A 16,891-nucleotide genomic window follows, 5' to 3' on the forward strand; every position below is an offset into this window, starting at 1 on the left:
CTCTCACCAGCGCGGTGCGCGCTAGTCGTTGTTGGTGAAGATCGCCACCAGCCGCAGCATCTCCAGGTAGATCCAGACCAGGGTGACGGTGAGACCGAACGCCGCGAGCCAGGACTCGTTGCGCGGGGCGCCGTAGGCGATGCCGTCCTGGATCTGCTTGAAGTCGAGCGTCAGGAAGAACGCGCCGAGCAGGATCGCGATGATGCCGACGACCGCGCCGAGCGGGCCGAAGCTGCGCAGGCCGCCGTCCTCGGCGACGCCGAACACGACCAGCAGCAGGTTGACCGCCATGACGACCAGGAAGGCCATCGCGATGGCGAGGCCGATGCGGGCGTAACGGGCCGTGACCCGGATCCAGCCCGCCTTGTAGACAAGCAGGGTGGCGCCGGAGACCGCCATGGTGCCGAGCACCGCCTGGAAGGGGGCGCCCTGCCAGCGGCTGTTGTACATCTCGCTGATGACGCCGAGGAAGATGCCCTCGAAGGCCGCGTAGCCGAGGATCAGCGCGGGGGCCGGGGTGCGCTTGAAGTTCTGGACCATCGCCAGGACGAACGCGATCAGCGCGGAGCCGACGGCCAGGCCGTAGCTCGTGGGCGAGATCGGCAGCAGCGCCCAGGCGAGGACGGCACCCACCACGACGGTGCCGAGCGTCATGGCCGAGCGGACGACGACGTCGTCCATCGTCATCCGGCCGGTACCGGCCGGGGCCTGCGGCGGGGCGCCGTACTCGGCGTCGGACGGCGCGTGGCCGGCCGGCATGTACGGGTCCTGCGCGTACGGGTTCTGCGCGTACGGGTTCTGCGCGTACGGGTTGGCCCCTGCGTACCCGGCCTGCGCTGCGGTGTTGAAGCCGGCGTAGCCGTTGTCGCGGCTGAACCCCCGTCGCGAGAAGACCGGGTTGCTGCTCCTCATCTCACTCCTCCATGGCTGCCGTGCGCAGCCTTGGCTCAAGCGTAATGGATTGGCAAAAGATCGATCATGCTACCTGAGGAGGATCTTTCCCCTGCCGTGTCGGTCCACACGCTACGCGGAGGAGAGCGCCCCGGCCATGGGTGATCGCCTTCCCTGACGAACTCGCCACCGACCGAGCGCGAAGAAGTGAGTGGTGCCCGGAGCCGGACTTGAACCGGCACGCCCGCGAAGGGGCAGCGAGGTTTAAGCTCGCCGTGTCTGCATTCCACCATCCGGGCAGGCCATGGGCTCCGCTTCGAGGTCCGAGCCTATCGGGACGCATCCCCCGGACAGCGGAGTGGCGGGCCGATGTTGTCTTATTTTATTGACGTCTGAGGGTGCATCAGACCACGGAACCGGTCGTCCGCACTTGCCAGTAGCGTGACGTGACGCACGTGCACCTGTACGTGAAATGACGGAATTTCACCGCCCGAAGAAGGGCGCCCCACCTGTTCTGGAGACCGCCCGGACACGGCGGACCGGACGGCGGCGGCCCCGGCGGCTCAGGGCCGGGGTCCTCCCCAGGTATGACACGGCGCCCACGTGGTCCGACCCCAGTCGCCCCCGGGAACCGGAACAGCGGCTGACTCCCCGGGCCCTGCGGGACGGGACGATGGAGCAGTCCCCATGAACACGTCGTCCCGAGGAGCACCGTCCCGTGACCACCACACCCACCGCACGCACGGCCACCGCCGTGGCCGCACGCGCCACGGAGCTGTCGAAGATCTACGGGCAGGGTGAGACCCGGGTGGTCGCCCTGGACAAGGTCTCCGTCGACTTCGGGCAGGCCGAGTTCACCGCGATCATGGGCCCGTCCGGCTCCGGCAAGTCCACGCTGATGCACTGTGTGGCCGGCCTGGACACCTTCTCCTCCGGTTCCGTGCGGATCGGCGAGACCGAGCTGGGCTCGCTCAAGGACAAGCAGCTCACCAAGTTGCGCCGGGACAAGATCGGCTTCATCTTCCAGGCCTTCAACCTGCTGCCGACGCTGACCGCGCTGGAGAACATCACGCTGCCGATGGACATCGCGGGCCGCAAGCCCGACAAGGCGTGGCTGGACCAGGTCATCGAGATGGTGGGACTGTCCGGGCGGCTCGGCCACCGGCCCTCCCAGCTGTCCGGCGGCCAGCAGCAGCGCGTCGCCGTGGCCCGCGCCCTCGCCTCCAAGCCGGAGATCATCTTCGGTGACGAACCGACCGGCAACCTGGACTCGCGCTCCGGCGCCGAGGTCCTCGGCTTCCTGCGCAACTCCGTGCGCGAGCTGGGCCAGACGGTGGTCATGGTGACCCACGACCCGGTGGCCGCGGCCTACGCGGACCGCGTGATCTTCCTCGCCGACGGACGGATCGTGGACGAGATGTACGGCCCGACCGCCGAGTCCGTGCTCGACACCATGAAGCAGTTCGACGCGAAGGGCCGTACCAGCTGATGTTCCGCACCGCCCTGCGCAACGTCCTCGCGCACAAGGCCCGGCTGCTGATGACGGTGCTCGCCGTCATGCTCGGCGTGGCCTTCGTCTCCGGGACCCTCGTCTTCACCAACACCGTCTCCGACGCCTTCCAGAACAGCTCCGCCAAGGGCTTCGACCAGGTCGACGTCGCCGTACAGCCCAAGTACCAGGACTCCAAGGGCGACAAGGTCGGCACAATGCCGGACCTCACCCAGGCCATGCTCGACACGGCCGGCAAGGTCCCCGGCGCCGCCTCCGCCACCGGCGTCGTCGGCGGCTTCACCGCCGTCGCCGACAAGCACGGCAAGCTCGTCGGCGGCGACTGGCAGTCCCGCGGCGGGAACTACTGGGGGGCCGAGGACGCCCGCTACCCGCTGATCGCCGGGCACGCCCCGCACGGCAGGAACGAGGTGCTGCTCGACTCCAAGTCCGCCGAGCGGGCCGGCTACAAGGTCGGCGACACCGTGCGGCTCTCGGTCGACGGGCCCGTGCTCACCCCGACCATCGCCGGCATCTTCACCACCGACGACGGCAACGTGACCGCGGGCGGCAGCCTCGCGCTGTTCGACACGCCCACCGCGCAGGCGCTGTTCGGCAAGAACGGCACCTACGACGAGATCGACGTCAAGGCGAAGCCCGGCACCGGCCAGGCGGCGCTCAAGGCGCAGCTGGACCGGGCGCTGCCCGCCCACCAGGTGAAGACCACCACCGGCAAGAAGCTCGCCGACGACCAGGCGAAGGCGATCGCCGACGGCATGAGCAGCATGAAGACGGGCCTGCTGGTGTTCGCGGGCATCGCCCTGTTCGTCGGCACCTTCATCATCGCCAACACCTTCACCATGCTGGTCGCCCAGCGCACCAAGGAACTGGCCCTGCTGCGCGCGGTCGGCGCCTCCCGCCGCCAGGTCACCCGCTCGGTGCTGATCGAGGCGTTCGTGGTCGGCGCGGTCGCCGGCACGGCCGGTCTGCTCGCCGGCATCGGGATCGGCGCGGGCCTGCGCGCCCTGGTCGGCTCCTTCGGCGGGAGCATGCCCGACGGACCGCTGGTGATCAGCCCCGGTACGGTGGCCGCCGCCCTCGTGGTCGGCGTCGTCATCACCATGCTGGCCGCCTGGCTGCCCGCCCGCCGGGCCGCGAAGATCCCGCCGGTGGCGGCGATGAACAGCGTGCACGCCAAGGCGACCACCAAGTCGCTGGTGCTGCGCAACACGATCGGCGCGCTGTTCACGGCGGCCGGTGTGACGGTGATCCTCGCCGCCACCACGATGGACGGCGACTCCGGCCAGGCCCCGATGGGGCTCGGCGCCGTACTGCTGATCATCGGTGTGTTCGTGCTGACGCCGCTGCTGTCCCGTCCGCTGATCGCGGCCGCCGCCCCGCTGATGCGCGCGTTCGGCATCGCGGGCAAGCTGGCCCGCCAGAACTCGGTGCGCAACCCGCGCCGTACGGCGGCCACCGCCTCGGCGCTGATGATCGGCCTGACCCTGATCACCGGCATGACGGTGATGGCGGGCAGCCTCCAGCACGCGATCGACAAGATGGCCGCCTCGGCGATCCGCGCCGACTACGTCGTCTCGATGGCCAACGGCTCCCCGCTCTCCCCCGGCGTGGCGAAGAAGCTCGCCGCCACCGACGGGGTGACCGCCAGCAGCCCGCTGCGCAACGCCGAGTCCCGCATCGACGGCAAGACCGAGTTCCTGACCGGTGTCGACGGCGCGTCCATCGCGAAGCTGACGGACCTGAAGGTGGACCAGGGCAGCTTCACGGTGAGCGGCACGCGGATCGTCGTGGACAAGGAGCGGGCCAAGGAGTACGGCTGGACGCCCGGTTCGCGGCTGACCGCCCACTTCGAGGACGGCAAGGCCCAGTCCCTGACCGTCGCCGGGATCTACGACGGCAACGACATGATCCGCGGCATCATGCTCGACGACGCGGTGCTCACCCCGCACCTGAGCCACCCCGCCGACATGCAGGTCATGGTCAAGACGGCCGACGGCGCGTCCACCGCGACCAAGGACCGGCTGGCGAAGGCCCTGGGCACCAACCCGGCGATCAAGATCCAGGACAAGAAGGACCTGTCCGACGACATCGCGCAGGTCTTCACCATGATGCTGAACATGGTCTACGGCCTGCTCGGCATGGCGGTGATCGTCGCGGTGCTCGGCGTCGTCAACACCCTGGCGATGTCGGTGTTCGAGCGCTCCCAGGAGATCGGCATGCTCCGCGCGATCGGCCTGGACCGCAGGGGCATCAAGCGGATGGTCCGCCTGGAGTCCCTGGTGATCTCCCTCTTCGGCGGCGTGCTCGGTATCGGTCTGGGCGTGTTCTTCGGCTGGGCGGCCGGTCAGCTGGTGGGCACCAAGATGCCGACGTACGAACTGGTCCTGCCCTGGGGCCGGCTGGTGGTCTTCCTGGTGCTCGCGGGCGTGGTCGGCGTGCTGGCCGCGCTGTGGCCGGCCCGCCGCGCGGCCCGGCTGAACGTGCTGGCGGCCATCAAGGCCGAGTAACCGGGCGGTCGTACGACACCGGAAAGGGGCCCCGCGTTCGCGTTCGCGGGGCCCCTTCGCCGTGCCGGGCGGTTCAGCCCTGCCAGGTGCGGGTGCGCGGCGGGAGCCCGGAGGCGCCCGACTCGGGGGTGCGGACCGCGAGGACCTGGTTGACGCCGATGCGGTTGTGTTCGAAGGCGAGCGCGGAGGCGGCCATGTAGAGCCGCCAGACCCGGGCCCGGCCGGGGCTGGTCAGGCGCACGGCGCGGTCCCAGTCGGCCTCCAGGTTGGCCACCCACTGGCGCAGCGTGCGGGCGTAGTGCTCGCGCAGGGCGTGTACGTCGCGCACCTCGAACCCGGCGCGCTCCAGCTGGGTGACCGTGGTGCCGATGGGGGCGAGTTCGCCGTCCGGGAAGACGTAGGCGTCGATGAACTCGTCCACGTTGTAGGCGGATTCGTCGCGCTGCGGGCGGCGGGCGATCTGGTGGTTGAGCAGCCGGCCGCCGGGCGTGAGCAGGTCGTACAGCCGGCGGGCGTACTCCAGGTAGCGTTCGGCGCCGACGTGCTCGGCCATGCCGATGGAGGAGATCGCGTCGAAGGGGCCGTCGGTGACGTCCCGGTAGTCCTGGACCCTGATCTCCACCCGGTCGGTCAGTCCCTCGTCGGCGACGCGCTTGCGGGCGTACGCGGCCTGCTCCTGAGAGAGGGTGACCCCGACGACGCTCACCCCGTGCTCCCGGGCCGCGTGCAGGGCCATGGAGCCCCAGCCGCAGCCGACGTCCAGCAGCCGCTGGCCCTCCTTCAGGCCGAGCTTGCGGCAGACCAGTTCGAGCTTGTCGCGCTGGGCGTCCTCCAGGGTGGCGTCCTTCCCGAAGGACTCCCAGTAGGCGCAGGAGTACACCATCGAGGGGCCGAGGACCAGCTCGTAGAAGTCGTTGCCAACGTCGTAGTGGTGGCTGATGGCCCGCTTGTCGCTGCCGCGGGTGTGCAGATGGCGGCGTCTGCGGACCTCCTCGCGCGGCGGCGCGGGCGGGATCGGCGGTCCGGCGAGCTTGACCAGCTCGCGGGCGGCGGCGCGGGCGGCGGGGTCGCGCACGGCCTGGAGGAGGGTGCGGCCGTCCTCCCCGCGCTCCCAGATCAGCGCGGCCATGCCGTCCAGCGCCGTGTACAGGTCGCCCTCGATGTCCAGGTCCCCGGCGACCCAGGCGCGGGCCAGGCCCAACTCGCCCGGCTTGAACAGGATGCGGCGCAGGGCGCGCCGGTTGCGCACGACGAGCGTGGGAGCACCGGGCGGCCCGGCCTGTGATCCGTCCCAGGCCCGCAGCCGTACCGGGAGCGGGGCCCCCAGCATCTGCTCGGCAAGACTGTTCAGCCGCGACGCGGCGTCGGCCATGACGCACACCTCCAAGACGACGATCCCGGATGCCGGTTACCACGTAAACACCGTCGGTCGTCTTGCACAGTCCCGCAATGGAGTTACGAGTGGGCAAAAAGTTGCAGTGGCCACCCAGATGGGCCCCCGGGAACGCCGAAAGACCTCCCGCACCACGGATGGCGGGAGGTCTTTCGAACGGTACGGCGAGTGCCTCGGGTCAGGAAGCCTTGGCCTCGGTCTTCGCGGCGGCGACCGGCGCGGGCTTGGCGGCCTCGTAGAACTCCTCGCGGGGGTTCTCCATGGCGCCCAGGGACACGACCTCGCGCTTGAGGAACATGCCGAGCGTCCAGTCGGCGAAGATGCGGATCTTGCGGTTCCAGGTCGGCATGGCCAGACCGTGGTAGCCGCGGTGCATGTACCAGGCGAGGCGGCCCTTGAGCTTGATCTTCATCTTGCCCATGACGATCATCGCCACGCCCTTGTGCAGGCCGAGACCGGCGACCGCACCCTTGTTGGCGTGCTCGTACTCCTTCTGCGGGAAGCCCCGCATGCCGGAGACCACGTTGTCGCCGAGGACCTTGGCCTGGCGCAGCGCGTGCTGGGCGTTCGGCGGGCACCAGGCGTTCTCGTTGCCCGCCTTGCGGCCGACGAGGTCCGGGACCTGGGCGTTGTCGCCGGCGGCCCAGATGTAGTCCGTGCCCTGCACCTGGAGGGTGGCGGCGGTGTCCACGTGGCCGCGCGGACCGAGCGGGAGACCGAAGCGGGCGAGGGCCGGGTTCGGCTTGACGCCGGCCGTCCACACGATGGTGTTGGAGTCGACCTCCAGGCCGTTCTTCAGCACCACGTGGCCGTCGACGCAGGAGTCCATGGAGGTGGAGAGGTAGATCTCCACGCCACGGCTCTCCAGGTGCTCCTTGCCGTACTGGCCGAGCTTGGGGCCGACCTCGGGAAGGATCTTGTCGGCGGCGTCGACGAGGATGAACCGCATGTCCTCGCGGGAGACGTTGCGGTAGTACTTGGCGGCGTCCCGGGCCATGTCCTCGACCTCGCCGATGGTCTCCGCACCCGCGAAGCCACCGCCGATGAAGACGAAGGTGAGCGCCTTGCGGCGGATCTCCTCGTCGGTCGTGGAGTCGGCCTTGTCCAGCTGCTCCAGGACGTGGTTGCGCAGGCCGATGGACTCCTCGATGCCCTTCATGCCGATGCCCTGCTCGGCGAGGCCGGGGATCGGGAAGGTGCGGGAGACCGCGCCCATGGCGATGACCAGGTAGTCGAACGGCAGCTCGTACGCCTCGCCCACCAGCGGGGCGATCGTGGCGACCTTGCGGTCCTGGTCGATGGTGGTGACCCGGCCGGTGAGGATCTCCGCCTTCGGGAGCACGCGTCGCAGCGGGACGACGACGTGGCGAGGGGAGATGCTGCCGGCGGCGGCTTCGGGGAGGAAGGGCTGGTAGGTCATGTACGACCGGGGGTCGACGACCGTGACGGTCGCCTCGCCGTAGCGCATCTTCTTGAGGATGCGCCGAGCTGCGTACAGGCCTACGTACCCACCGCCTACTACGAGGATCCTGGGACGCTCCGTGGTGCTCATGGCATCGAGTATCCACCCGCCCCAGGGGGGTGGCTCGTGCGCCCCTTCACAAGCTTCTGGAGGGGCTGTGTTAAACTCCGCGACCCGCGTGACGCAGGTCATGCCGACCCGGGGGAACCGCGCGGCGGTTCGTACCGTTGTCAAGGCCGTGTGAGCTGCCCGTCCGGGTCCGCGAGGTGATCGCGGAGACTCCGCAGCGGCCTCTGGAACACCCCCTTCCGGCCATCTTCGCGCGCGTCATCTGAACATGTTCAAACGGGTTTTGACCCCCCGGAAGGGCCAACAGGCCCCCTTCGGACACCGGTCAGGACCCATTTCCTTGTGAAGAACTTCACGAAGGTTTCCGCCGGGATGCCGACGAGGGGCCCGCAAGGACCCCTCGAAGCCGCTCAAACGTTATCCGACCTGCTCAGCCGGATGCTACTCGCCAGTAGCAAAGTGGTCTACGCCACCGACCACGCGATGCCGTCGAGGATGTCGTGCTCCGACACGACGACCTCCTGGGCACCGATGCGCTCCATGATCGCCAGGAGGACGAGGGAGCCCGCGCCGATGACGTCGACGCGGCCCGGGTGCATGGACGGGATGGTGGCGCGTTCGGCGTGGGTGGAGTGCAGGAGGCGGTCGGTGATCTCGCGGACCCGGGCGAGGGAGACGCGGGAGTGGTGGATGCGCGCTGAGTCGTACTCGGGCAGGTCCTGCGCGATCGCCGAGACGGTGGTGACCGAGCCGGCCAGGCCCACCAGGGTGCGCGCCTCGCGCAGCGGCACCGTCCGCTCCGCGAGGTCCAGGGCGGCCTCGATGTCGGCCCTTATCGCGGCGATCTGCTCCTCGGTGGGCGGGTCGGAGACCTCGCCGCCGTGCACCAGGTGCCGTTCCGTCATCCGCACACAGCCCACGTCCACCGAGCGCGCGGCCCGCACACGGTCCTCGCCGACGACGAACTCGGTGGAGCCGCCGCCGATGTCCACCACCAGATAGGGCCGGGCGAGGTCCTCGCGGCCGGTCAGCTCCTTGGTCGCGCCGGTGAAGGAGAACTCGGCCTCCTGGTCGCCGGTGATGACCTCCGGCTCCACGCCGAGGATGTCCAGCACCCCGCGCACGAACTCGTCGCGGTTCTCTGCGTCGCGGGAGGCGGAGGTGGCGACGAAGCGCAGCCGCTCGGCGCCGTGCCCCTTGATGATCTCCGCGTAGTCGCGGCAGGCGGCGAAGGTGCGCTCCAGCGCCTCGGGGGCGAGCCGGCCCGTGCGGTCGACGCCCTGGCCGAGCCGTACGATCGTCATCCGGCGGTCCAGGTCGACCAGTTGGCCGGTCGCCGGGTCCGCGTCCGCGACCAGCAGCCGGATGGAGTTCGTACCGCAGTCGACGGCGGCGACACGGGTCACTGCGCTTCCCCCTTCGGTTCCTGCTCGAACGTCACGCACGCGCCCTTTTGCCACCACTCGGGCAGCATCGCGAGCGCCTCGTCGCCGAGCGGGTTGACGCCCGGTCCCGCGGCCAGCGAGTGGGCGACCAGGACGTGCAGGCACTTCACCCGGTCCGGCATGCCGCCGGCGCTCGGGAAGTCCCGCAGGACCTCGATCTCGTCCCGGCGCCGGATGTAGTCCTCGTGCGCGGCCCGGTAGGCGGCGGCCAGCTCCGGGTCGCTCTGGAGGCGCTCGGTCATCTCCTTCATCACGCCGTTCGCCTCCAGCGTGCCGATGGCCGAGGCGGCCTTGGGGCACGTCAGGTAGTACAGCGTCGGGAAGGGCGTGCCGTCGGGCAGGCGGGGCGCCGTCTCCACGACGTCCGGCTGGCCGCACGGGCAGCGGTGTGCGATGGCCCGCAGGCCCCGCGGGGGTCGGCCCAGCTGCTGCTTGAACGCCTCGACGTCCGCGTCGGTGGGCTCGGTGCGCGGAGTGGGCGGCGGAGGGGTATCCATGACTGCTTTCAGACTGGCTTTCTGTGGGTCACCGGCACGGGGCCGGTCACTGGTCGGAGGCGTCGGACTTGTCGACCCCGTCCCAGATGTTGGTGTACCAGGGCCGGTGGGCGGCCCTCAGGTCGGCGCGGGACTGCCGGGCCGCGCCCGGATCGATGACCACGTACCCGGTCTCGCCGGGCTTCACATAGTGCAGCCGCTTGCGGATCTGCTGCTCGGCGTAGGCGTCGTCCTGCCAGCGGGCCTTGAGGTCGCGCAGCTGTTCGACGCGTTGGCGGGCCTCGGTCTCCTGCCGCTGGAGATCGGAGATCTGGGCGCGCTGGGAGACGTACTGCCGCATCGGGTAGGCCAGGGCGACGACCAGCGAGCACAGCACCAGCGCGAGCAGCGCCGCCCGGCCGGTCAGCCGCGAGCGGCGGGCCTGCCGTTTGGTCTGCGAGCGGTAGACCCGGGCCGCCGTCTGCTCGCCCAGCAGCCGCAGTCTGGTCGTGGTGGAGAAACGGTCCCGGTCCTTGACGGCCATGTCGGCTCTCCGCCTCCCCTTTCACACGTGCGTACGTCCCCGGACACGGTACGGGACCGGGTACGGGGACGTACGTACGACTGGCCAAGTCCCGGCCCGGAGCGGGTCGGGACCGGCCGGGTGGCTCAGCCCTTGAAGCGCGGGAAGGCGCTGCGGCCGGCGTACACCGCGGCGTCGTCCAGGATCTCCTCGATGCGCAGCAGCTGGTTGTACTTGGCGACGCGCTCGGAGCGGGCCGGGGCGCCGGTCTTGATCTGGCCGCAGTTGGTGGCGACGGCCAGGTCGGCGATGGTGACGTCCTCGGTCTCGCCGGAGCGGTGCGACATCATGCACTTGAAGCCGTTGCGCTGGGCCAGCTCGACGGCGTCCAGGGTCTCGGTCAGCGAGCCGATCTGGTTGACCTTGACCAGCAGGGCGTTGGCGGTGCCCTCCTCGATGCCGCGGGCGAGGCGCTCGGGGTTGGTGACGAACAGGTCGTCGCCGACCAGCTGGACCTTGTCGCCGAGCTTGTCGGTGATGACCTTCCAGCCGGCCCAGTCGTCCTCGAACAGCGGGTCCTCGATGGAGACCAGCGGGTAGGCCGCCACCAGCTCCTCGTAGTACTCCGTCATCTCGGCGGCGGAGCGCTCCTTGCCCTCGAAGAGGTACTTGCCGTCCTTGTAGAACTCGGAGGCGGCGACGTCGAGCGCGAGGGCGATCTGCTCGCCGGGGGCGTAGCCGGCCTCCTTGATGGCCTCCAGGATGAGGTCCAGGGCCTCGCGGTTGGAGCCCAGGTTCGGCGCGAAGCCGCCCTCGTCGCCGAGGCCGGTGGCCAGGCCCTTGTTCTTCAGGACCTTCTTCAGGGTGTGGTAGACCTCGGCACCCCAGCGCAGCGCCTCGGAGAAGGACTCCGCGCCGATCGGGGCGATCATGAACTCCTGGATGTCCACGTTGGAGTCGGCGTGCGAGCCGCCGTTCAGGATGTTCATCATCGGCACCGGCAGCAGGTGCGCGTTGGGGCCGCCCAGGTAGCGGAAGAGCGGCAGGTCGGACGCCTCGGAGGCGGCGTGCGCGACGGCCAGGGAGACGCCGAGGATGGCGTTGGCGCCGAGCGAGCCCTTGTTGTCGGTGGCGTCCAGGTCGAACATGGCCTGGTCGATCAGTCGCTGCTCGGTGGCGTCGTAGCCGACCAGCTCCGGGCCGATCTGCTCGATGACGGCGAGGACGGCCTTCTCGACGCCCTTGCCCTGGTAACGGTTGGGGTCACCGTCGCGCAGCTCGATGGCCTCGAAGGCGCCGGTGGAGGCGCCGGACGGGACGGCGGCACGGCCGGTGCTGCCGTCGTCGAGGCCGACCTCGACCTCGACCGTGGGGTTGCCTCGGGAGTCCAGGATTTCCCGGGCTACGACGACGTCGATGGACGGCACGAGCATCTCCTTCTTGGATGTGACGCTGGAAGTGCGGGGCGGTCTGCCTTACGGCTGTGCCTTGCGACTAGAGCCTAACCGTCCAGGGGTCGTCGGCCACCGACCGACCGTCCCGTGGACGGGAGGGACATGCAGACGGTACCCATTGTTCACCCGCGGAACAAAGGGGCTCCCGGATGAGACCCGGCTGAAGAGTGGGGAAACGAATGACCCCGCCCCGGCGCGTACGGGGGAGAACGCGCCGGGGCGGGGAGCCCGTGGGGACGGGGGCGGGCCTTGGGGGCGGGTCCGCCGGGCGGGGCCGTCAGCCGCCGGGGGTCACTTCAGGTGCAGCTGCTGGCCCGGGTAGATGAGGTCGGCGTTGTCGACGATGTCCTTGTTCAGCTCGAACAGCTTGTGCCAGCCGCCGGCCACGTGGTGCCCGGCCGCGATGGAGCTGAGGGTGTCGCCGGTGACGACCTTGTACTCGCCGTCGCCCTTCTTGACCTTCTTGCCGGTCGGGGTGGTGACGGTCTTGCCCGCGCCGCTCGCCGAGGAGCCGGTGGAGCCGGTGGAGCCGCCCGTGGACTTGCTCGTGGTGGACGGGGCCGTGCGCTGGGTGGAGCGGGTGGCGGCCTGCTCGTCGCCGGAGCGGGTGGAGGTGCCCGTGTGCGACGAGGAGGAGCCGGAGGCGGAGCCGTTGTACGGGGTGCTCGACAGGCCCGTGCCGCAGACCGGCCAGGCGCCCTTGCCCTGCGCGGCCAGGACCTTCTCGGCGACGGCTATCTGCTGCGCCTTGCCGGCCTTGTCGGCGGTGGGGGCGTAGGCGGTGCCGCCGTACGCGGCCCAGGTGGAGGCGGAGAACTGCAGACCGCCGTAGTAGCCGTTGCCGGTGTTGATGGACCAGTTGCCGCCGGACTCGCACTGGGCGACCGCGTCCCACTGGGAGGCGGTGGCGGCGGAGGCGTTGCCGGCCGCCATCAGCGGGGCGGCGACGGCGGCACCGGTGACACCGGCGAGCGTGACGGCGCGGACGGCCTTGGACGGACGACGGTGCTTGCCCTTGCCGGAAAACAGCATGGAACGATCCCCTCACCGACGCCTGCGAGGTGAGCTGTCGGGTTCGGGCCGGTTGAGTTGCCCGGCCACCCCTCCCGTGGGAGGCGTGGCTTCACCCCAAGCCGGTCCGGCATCAACTGCCGGGCCCGGCACTTACCTTGGGTCCCCCGCTCCTGCCTGCGGCGCTTGACGCGACGACTGTTCCCGGGCAACCGCTGGCAGGATTAGGCGTTGCGGCCGCCGGGGCTCGTGGTGACGAGCGGTCCCGACCGTAGCCACGTGATCCGCGGAATTTCAAAGACGATCAGGGCTTCTGAGACTCATCCCACACTTTCGCCAAACCGGACATTTGACGATCAAGTGGGGTGTCAACTCGCCCTAGCCGGCGTCCGTTTCGTCACCGACTTTCAGGGTCTGACCGGCGGTGATGTGATTCGGGTCGGCGCCCACGACCTTCTTGTTCACGGCGTAGAGCGCGTGCCATCCGCCGTGCACGTCAAGGGAGTCGGCGATGGCGCTCAGCGAGTCGCCCTCGCGGACGGTGTACGTGCCCGGTTCGCGGGACGCGTGCCGCCCGGAGTCGGAGCCGTCCTGTCCGGTCGCCGTGCCTTCGTCCGCGGTGCCGCCGCGGTGCCGTCCGCCGCCGAGGGCTCCGGTGTCGACCAGGTTCCAAGAGCCGACGTCCTGGCGGGAATTGTCCGGGTCGCCGGCGGTCGGGGCGGGCGTGACCGTGCCTGCGGGCGCCGAGGGGGCGGTGGGGTCCTGGGCGGGGCCGCCGCCGGTCTCGTCGGCGCCGCCGGAGCCGTGGGAGGCGCCCGGGTGCGGGGCCGCGTGCTTGCCGGTGTGCTTGCCGGTGCCCGAGCCGGAGGACGGGGCGGTGGACGGGTCGGTGGAGGAGGCGCTGCCGGTGCCGTCGTGGGTGCCGCCGCCGGAACCCTTCCCGGTTCCGCTCGGGGTGGTGTCCTGGCCGCCGCTCTGGGTGCCGGAGGGGGTCGACGCGTCGGGCAGGCCGGAGGGGTCGGTCGTGCCGTCGTCCTGGCCCTTGCCGCCGACGCCCGGATCGACGTCCACCGAGCCGGAGTTGGGGGTCAGCCCGGACAGCAGGGCGCAGGTGGCCCAGGGCAGCGTGCCCTTGTCGGCGAGGATCTTCTCGGCCACGGCGATCTGCTGCGAGCGGCTGGCCTGGTCGGCGCTGGAGGCGTACTGGGTGCCGCCGTAGTGGATCCAGTCGTCCTGGGATATCTGGAGGCCGCCGTAGTAGCCGTTGCCGGTGTCGGCGCTCCAGGAGCCGCCGCTCTCGCAACCGGCCACCTTGTCCCAGGTGGTGCCGTCGGCCGCGTGGGCGCTCGCGGCGCCGAGCAGCGGGATGGCGATGGCGGAGCCGGTCACGCCGGCCGCGACGAGGAGGGCCGGAGCCTGACGGGGGCGGCGGTGACGACCGTTCCCGGAGATCATGCGGAAGCCTTTCGTGCGACTGCGGGGGCCGGCGCGGCGGGTGGTGCCGGTCCGCCACGCTGAGGGGTGAACGTAGCCGCACTCGATCACTTGTCACAAGTTCATGCCGCGCGGATCACGCGAAGATCACAGCGTGGAAGGTTTGCCCTCCGCTCCGTCACACATCCTTCCACCAGCGCGGAACGGGTCACTCCGTTTCCTGGTCCGAACTACCGGTCGCCCGGCGGGGTGAACTCCACGGGCAGGGTGCGCAGACCGCGCATGATGAGCCCGCCGCGCCAGCGCAGCTCGGCCGGGTCGGCGGCCAGCCGCAGGTCGGGCAGCCGGGTGAAGAGGGTGGCCAGCGCGCTCTGGCCCTCCAGGCGGGCGAGCGGGGCGCCGAGGCAGTAGTGGATGCCGTGGCCGTAGCCGAGGTGCTGGTTGTCCCGGCGGCCGAGGTCCAGTACGTCCGGGTCGGCGAACCGCTCCGGGTCCCGGTCGGCGGCGGCCAGGACGACGAGCACCGGGTCGCCGGGCTCGATCCGCTGCCCGCCGATGGTGAGCGGTTCGGTGGCGAACCGCCAGGTGGCCAGCTCCACCGGGCCGTCGTAGCGCAGCAGTTCCTCCACCCCGGTGGCCAGCAGCTCGTCATCGCCGCGGGCGAGGGCGTCCTGGAGGCGGTCGCGCTGATCGGGGTGGGTGAGCAGGGCGTAGGTGCCGTTGCCGATGAGATTGACGGTGGTCTCGAAACCGGCGAAGAGAAGGATGAAGGCCATCGCCGCGACCTCGTTCTCGGTGAGGTGCTCACCGTGGTCGGAGGCGCGGATGAGGGCGGAGATCAGGTCCTCGCCGGGCGCGGGCTCGGCGGGCAGCGCCTCGCGCTTCTTGTGGATCAGCTCGGCGAGGTAGCCGCGCATCTTCTTCACCGACCGCGCCACCCCGCCCCGCGGCCCGCCGCCGTGCCGGATCATCATGCCCGCCCAGTCCCGGAAGTCGTCCTGGTCCTCGCGCGGGACGCCGAGCAGGTCGCAGATGGCGTAGATGGGGAGCGGGAAGGCGAACTCGTGGATGAGGTCGGCGCTGCCGGCTTGCGCGAACCGGTCGATGAGCCGGTCGGTCAGCTCCTGCACCCGGGGGGCGAACTCGGCGACGCGGCGGGGCGTGAACGCCTTGCTGACCAGCCGGCGCAGCCGGGTGTGGTCCGGCGGGTCGATGTTCAGCAGGTGCGTCATCAGCTCGGCCTTGCGCTCGCCCGGGATGCCGGTCTTGCCCTTGGCGTGCTCGGGCTCGTCGTGATGGGCCGGGTTCTTGCTCAGCCGCTGGTCCGCCAGCGCCTGCCGGGCGTCCGCGTACCGGGTGACCAGCCAGGCCTCGACCCCGCTGGGCAGCCGCGTCCGGCGCACCGGCGCGTGCTCGCGCAGCCAGGCGTACGCGGGGTAGGGGTCGGCGGCGAACTCCCAGGTGAAGAGCTCGGGGGCGGCGGGAACGGTGTCGTCGGGGCGAAGCTGGTCGGTCACTCCTCGACGGTATCCGGCCCGCCCGGGCGGCGTGCCACCGCCGGCCCGGGGCCCCGCCTCCGCCGGTGTCCGCGCTTGGCGGGAGCGGCCGGCCCGGCCGGAGCGCTCAGGACAGGTCCTCGCCCTCCCGCGGGTCCACTCCCTCGGCCCTCCGTATCGCGTCCCGGTAGGTGCGGGCCGCCGCGCGCAGGGCCGTCTCCGGGTCGGTGCCGGCGGACTCGGCGCGGGCGGCGAGGGCCAGCAGCTCGTAGCCGACGCCCTCGCCCTGGGGCAGGGGGACGTCCAGCCCGGCGGTACGGGCGCGGGAGGCCAGCTTGGCGGCGAGGGCCAGGCCGGGCTGGCCGAGGGGGATGCCCTCGGTGACCGAGGTGCGCCGCTTCTCCTCCGCCTTGGTGCGCAGCCAGTGCGCCTTTACCTCCTCCGGGGTCTCGGCCGTCTCCTCGCCGAAGACGTGCGGATGGCGGTGGATCAGCTTGGCGACGATGCCGCCCGCCACGTCGTCGATCGAGAACGGCGCCTCGGGGTGCTCCTCGGCGATCCGGGCGTGGAAGACGACCTGGAGGAGGACGTCGCCCAGCTCCTCGCGCAGCTCCTCGCGGTCGCCCGCCTCGATCGCCTCGACCAGTTCGTACGCCTCCTCGATGCCGTACTTGGCCAGGCCCTCGTGGGTCTGCCGGGAGGACCAGGGGCACTCGGCCCGGATGCGGTCCATGACCTGGACGAGGTCCAGCAGCCGGGCGCCGGGCAGGTCGTAGGAGGCGGGCAGCAGCTCCAGCTCCGGCATGCGGATCCGGCCGGTGCCGGCCAGCCGGGCCAGTCCGTCGGTGAGCGCGGGCTCGCCCTCCCCCGTCGCCACGACCACCACGGTCCGCCCGCCGGCGCAGGCGTCGACCAGCTCCTGCGCCGTGGGCGCCGCCTCGGCCACCGCTATGCCGGCCTCCCGCAGGTACGGCAGCTGCGGGTGGGCACCGTCCGCGCACAGCACGGCGTCGGCGGCGCGCAGGGCCTGCCAGGCGGGCCAGGACAGCAGGCCGGGGGCGACACGGTGGCTGGTGGTGAGCAGGACGATGCGGCCGGGGGCGGGACTCGATGCGTTCACGCTCCGAACGTAACCCACGGCGGCGACGAGCGGATTCGGTTGTCCACAGGGCCGCGGGGGTCGTGTGATCGTATGCCCGCAGCCTGGGGACCGACCCGTC

Annotated in this window: 13 protein-coding genes, 1 tRNA gene and 1 riboswitch; of the genes, 2 read left to right on the forward strand and 12 right to left on the reverse strand. The window is 71.0% G+C overall.

Going from position 1 to position 16,891, the window contains the following annotated elements:
• Nucleotides 1-21 precede the first annotated feature (21 nt).
• On the reverse strand, nt 22-912 hold the full coding sequence (locus BLW85_RS16960; protein WP_074992489.1) for a Bax inhibitor-1/YccA family protein: 891 nt from the start codon (nt 910-912) through the stop codon (nt 22-24).
• Nucleotides 913-1,103: 191 nt separating this feature from the next.
• Nucleotides 1,104-1,190: transfer RNA gene (locus tag BLW85_RS16965), tRNA-Leu, on the reverse strand.
• Nucleotides 1,191-1,609: 419 nt separating this feature from the next.
• On the opposite strand from BLW85_RS16965, the gene BLW85_RS16970 reads away from it, so the two are divergent.
• The gene (locus BLW85_RS16970; protein WP_070023663.1) at nt 1,610-2,380 is read left to right on the forward strand and encodes an ABC transporter ATP-binding protein; all 771 of its coding nucleotides are present in this window, start codon (nt 1,610-1,612) and stop codon (nt 2,378-2,380) included.
• Nucleotides 2,380-4,908, forward strand: a complete 2,529-nt coding sequence (locus tag BLW85_RS16975) for an ABC transporter permease (protein WP_074992490.1) — start codon at nt 2,380-2,382, stop codon at nt 4,906-4,908. The genes BLW85_RS16970 and BLW85_RS16975 overlap by 1 nt, the downstream gene beginning before the upstream one ends.
• A gap of 73 nt (nt 4,909-4,981) precedes the next feature.
• Here the strand turns inward: BLW85_RS16975 and BLW85_RS16980 are convergent, their stop codons facing one another.
• The 10 genes from BLW85_RS16980 to BLW85_RS17025 all read right to left on the reverse strand — a co-directional run bounded on the left by BLW85_RS16980 (nt 4,982) and on the right by BLW85_RS17025 (nt 16,791).
• Nucleotides 4,982-6,280: an SAM-dependent methyltransferase gene (locus tag BLW85_RS16980; RefSeq protein WP_070023667.1), complete on the reverse strand. Its 1,299-nt coding sequence runs from the start codon at nt 6,278-6,280 to the stop codon at nt 4,982-4,984.
• 199 nt (nt 6,281-6,479) lie between these two features.
• Entirely contained in the window at nt 6,480-7,853 is a 1,374-nt protein-coding gene (locus tag BLW85_RS16985) for an NAD(P)/FAD-dependent oxidoreductase (protein WP_071828484.1), read from the reverse strand.
• Between the two features lie 443 nt (nt 7,854-8,296).
• Nucleotides 8,297-9,238, reverse strand: a complete 942-nt coding sequence (locus BLW85_RS16990; RefSeq protein ID WP_070023670.1) for a Ppx/GppA phosphatase family protein — start codon at nt 9,236-9,238, stop codon at nt 8,297-8,299.
• Nucleotides 9,235-9,774: a DUF501 domain-containing protein gene (locus tag BLW85_RS16995; RefSeq protein WP_074992491.1), complete on the reverse strand. Its 540-nt coding sequence runs from the start codon at nt 9,772-9,774 to the stop codon at nt 9,235-9,237. Before BLW85_RS16995 ends, BLW85_RS16990 begins: the two co-directional genes overlap by 4 nt.
• Before the next feature lie 46 nt (nt 9,775-9,820).
• Entirely contained in the window at nt 9,821-10,297 is a 477-nt protein-coding gene (locus tag BLW85_RS17000; protein ID WP_070023674.1) for an FtsB family cell division protein, read from the reverse strand.
• 125 nt (nt 10,298-10,422) lie between these two features.
• A complete protein-coding gene (gene eno, locus BLW85_RS17005; protein WP_177329902.1) occupies nt 10,423-11,703 on the reverse strand; it encodes a phosphopyruvate hydratase in 1,281 nt (426 codons plus the stop codon).
• Between the two features lie 318 nt (nt 11,704-12,021).
• Nucleotides 12,022-12,762: a LysM peptidoglycan-binding domain-containing protein gene (locus tag BLW85_RS17010; protein ID WP_074992492.1), complete on the reverse strand. Its 741-nt coding sequence runs from the start codon at nt 12,760-12,762 to the stop codon at nt 12,022-12,024.
• 4 nt (nt 12,763-12,766) lie between these two features.
• Nucleotides 12,767-12,936: riboswitch (cyclic di-AMP (ydaO/yuaA leader) on the reverse strand.
• 183 nt (nt 12,937-13,119) lie between these two features.
• Nucleotides 13,120-14,196, reverse strand: a complete 1,077-nt coding sequence (locus BLW85_RS17015; protein WP_074992493.1) for a LysM peptidoglycan-binding domain-containing protein — start codon at nt 14,194-14,196, stop codon at nt 13,120-13,122.
• A gap of 209 nt (nt 14,197-14,405) precedes the next feature.
• Entirely contained in the window at nt 14,406-15,692 is a 1,287-nt protein-coding gene (locus BLW85_RS17020; RefSeq protein ID WP_070023689.1) for a cytochrome P450 family protein, read from the reverse strand.
• Nucleotides 15,693-15,798: 106 nt separating this feature from the next.
• Nucleotides 15,799-16,791 (reverse strand): nucleoside triphosphate pyrophosphohydrolase, encoded by a 993-nt coding sequence (locus BLW85_RS17025; RefSeq protein ID WP_070023690.1) that lies wholly within the window; start codon nt 16,789-16,791, stop codon nt 15,799-15,801.
• Nucleotides 16,792-16,891 lie beyond the last annotated feature (100 nt).

This window comes from Streptomyces misionensis, from assembly GCF_900104815.1.
In the GTDB taxonomy this organism is placed as follows: domain Bacteria; phylum Actinomycetota; class Actinomycetes; order Streptomycetales; family Streptomycetaceae; genus Streptomyces; species Streptomyces misionensis.